The organism is Planctomycetota bacterium (assembly GCA_026387035.1).
Classification (GTDB): domain Bacteria; phylum Planctomycetota; class Phycisphaerae; order FEN-1346; family FEN-1346; genus JAPLMM01.
Genome location: JAPLMM010000020.1, coordinates 1 through 1,503 on the forward strand (window position 1 = coordinate 1; position 1,503 = coordinate 1,503).

The following is a 1,503-nucleotide window of genomic DNA, read 5'->3' on the forward strand; positions in this document are numbered from 1 at the left end:
GCCGCGGGGCTCCGTGTAGAACTGGGCGTAGAAGGAGACGACGCCCCAGACGCGGCTCAGCGGGATGCGCGTCCGGCGGCTGGTCTCCCGTAAGGCCGCCGGCGGCAGGTAGCCGAAACGCTCCTGCACGTCCTGCAGCACGCCGATGAGGTTGGACGCCGGCGAGACGCCCAGGTCGTCCAGGTGCGCGGCGATATCGGCGTCGGGCGGCGGCGGAGGCAGGCCGCGCCGGCGCTGCCTCAGCATGGACCGCGGCGACTGCGCCATCGAATGCCCCTCGTTTGAAAGGTCCTCGGGGGAACTCCGACCAAGTATAGGGATTCGCCCGCGGCCGGACAAGGCGAGAATTGTGCCTGCCGAAAAGTCCATCCAGCCGTGAAATTGGTCTGATCCAAGCCTCCGGGGCGTTGTCAAGGCGAACCGGTCTCTGAGATTGGGTCGCAGATCCGTCGGCTGAGGCGTTTGGGCGCGGCATTTTCCGCGGCGCGGGGGTTTCGCTTGCCTTCAGTACACGCATTCCCGGGCCGCCTCGGCAAAGACCCGGATCTTTTCAGGCGGCGTGTCGAAGAAATGGTCGGCCAGCGAGCAGATGTACCCGCCGTCCTGCCCGACGGTCCTGAACAACCTGAACACGGTGTCGCGGATCCGGCAGTCGGTCCCTTTCGTCAGCACGTTGAACTGGTCGACCCCGCCGATGAGGGCCACGCGGTCGCCCACCTTGGCCTTGAACTCCCACGGTTCCTGGTTCCCGCCGATGCTGGTCGGCGCGAGGGTCTCCGAGACATCGCACCCGTTGGCGACGATCATCTCTTCGATCCCCAGCGTGCCGCCGCACGTATGGTAGGTCACCGCGAACCCCAGTTTGTGTAGCGCGTCGTGCATTTTGCGGTCGAAGGGCAGGCAGAATTTCTCGTGCAGTTTCGGCGAGATGAGCGTCGAAGAAGCCGCCCCGCCGCCGGTCTCGATCAAGTCGAACTTCGCGCCCTTCATCGATTCGATGAACCGCAGTTTCTTTTCCAGCAGCGTTCCCAGCAGCGCGGCCACCCAGTCCGGCTCGTCGAAACACTTCAGGATCAGTTGGCTCACGTCCATCAGACAGCAGGCGTGCTGCCAACAGCCGGCCTGGTCGCCCCACACGAAGCCACGGAGGATCCCGCGGTCGCCGATGGCGTCGTACGCCCGGCGCACCGGCTCCGGATCGAGGACCGGGACCGGCATGTACCTGCGGATCCGATCGACGTCGTCGTCGCGCTTGATCAGGTACTCGGTGATCCACGTCGTCTTGCGGTCGCCGGCGGTCTTGTACGTCAGGTCGCCCTCCGGCGTTCGGACGGTGTGGTGGACAACGCGGTGGTCCGGACTCGCGCTGATGACCTTGACCTCGTCCACCCACTCCGCCGTCGAACACTTCGTGAAATCGGCGCCCACCAACCCGAACTGGCCCATTTCCTGGAAGTACTGGATCTGCGCGTCCATGCCGAAGATCTCGAATGCTTCCAGGGC

The 1,503-nt window shown here is 65.3% G+C and carries 2 protein-coding genes; both read right to left on the reverse strand.

The features are described from left to right. A partial coding sequence (locus NTX40_00575; protein ID MCX5647587.1) for an NAD(P)H-dependent oxidoreductase subunit E occupies positions 1-267 on the reverse strand: 267 nt, incomplete at its 3' end. Between the two features lie 237 nt (positions 268-504). Further along, positions 505-1,503 (reverse strand): hypothetical protein (locus NTX40_00580; GenBank protein MCX5647588.1); only part of this gene is annotated, 999 nt, incomplete at its 5' end.